2 protein-coding genes are annotated in these 1,209 nt (G+C 65.4%); both read left to right on the forward strand.

All coding sequences use genetic code 11. The annotated features are described in order from the left end of the window. Positions 1-92 precede the first annotated feature (92 nt). A complete protein-coding gene (locus ACO6D5_RS19855) occupies positions 93-662 on the forward strand; it encodes a helix-turn-helix domain-containing protein (protein ID WP_485826308.1) in 570 nt (189 codons plus the stop codon). A 6-nt stretch (positions 663-668) separates the two neighbouring features. Beyond that, on the forward strand, positions 669-1,209 hold a 541-nt coding region (locus ACO6D5_RS19860), incomplete at its 3' end, for a GNAT family N-acetyltransferase (RefSeq protein WP_485826309.1).

The following is a 1,209-nucleotide window of genomic DNA, read 5'->3' on the forward strand; positions in this document are numbered from 1 at the left end:
GGGTTTGGCCAAAAGCATGCCCGTATTGTGCCGAAAAAAGTGGCAGGCACCGGGTCTTGATGGTTTTCCATATTTGGAATAAATTCCCTTATATGGAAAACGCAACGATTGATGTTGATCTGGACCGCCGCATCGCCCAGCGCCTGAAGGCCTTGCGCTTGGCGCGCGGCTGGTCCCTGGACGAATTGGTCGGAATGGCTGGCGTCAGCCGCGCCACGCTCTCGCGCCTGGAAAACGCCGAGGTCAGCCCCACGGCCAGCGTGCTGGGCAAGCTGTGCGCGGCCCATGGCTTGACCATGTCGAGGCTGATGGTGATGGTGGAAGACGATTTCGCGCCATTGGTGCCCGAGCATGCCCAGGCCGTGTGGGTCGACGACAGCGCAGGCTTCCGGCGGCGTTCGGTGTCCCCGCCCGCGCAGCAGTTGGCGGGAGAAGTGCTGGCCTGCGAGCTGGCGGCGGGCGCCCGCATCGGCTACGAGCGATCGCCGCGGCCGGGGCTGGAGCACCACCTGCTGATGCTGGAAGGCGAATTGCATATCACCGTCGACGGACAGACCCACATCCTGGCGCCGGGCGACTGCCTGCGCTACCAGCTGTTCGGCGCCAGCCAATTCATCACACCGCCGCATTGCGGCGCCCGCTACCTGCTCTTCATCGTCTGAAACCCCATGTCCCACGACCACGCTCCCATTGAATTGACCCTGCTGACGGCGGATGACGTCGCCGCCAGCCTGCCCGCGCTCGGCGAGCTGCTGCATGCCTGCGTGCAAGGCGGCGCCAGCGTCAGCTTCGTGCTGCCGTATTCCCCTGACGATGCGCAAGCCTTTTGGCGCAACAAGATCCTGCCGGCGGTCGCCGGCGGCAAGCTGGCGCTATGGGTGGCGCGTCAAGATGGCCGCATTGCCGGTTCGGTGCAATTGGATAGCGACACGCCGCCCAATCAGCCCCACCGCGCCGAAGTGCGCAAGCTTCTGGTGCACCCCGATTTCCGCCGCCGCGGCATTGCCCGGCATTTGATGCGCGAGGCCCACGCCCACGCAGCGCGCATCGGCCGCAGCCTGATCACGCTGGATACGCGCACCGGCGACAGCGCCGAGCCTTTGTATGCGTCGCTGGGCTATGTGACCGTCGGGCAGATCCCGGATTTCAGCCGCGACCCGCACGATGCCGGCAAGCTGGACGCGACGACCATCATGTACAAGCGGGTGT

The organism is Achromobacter sp. (assembly GCF_057314935.1).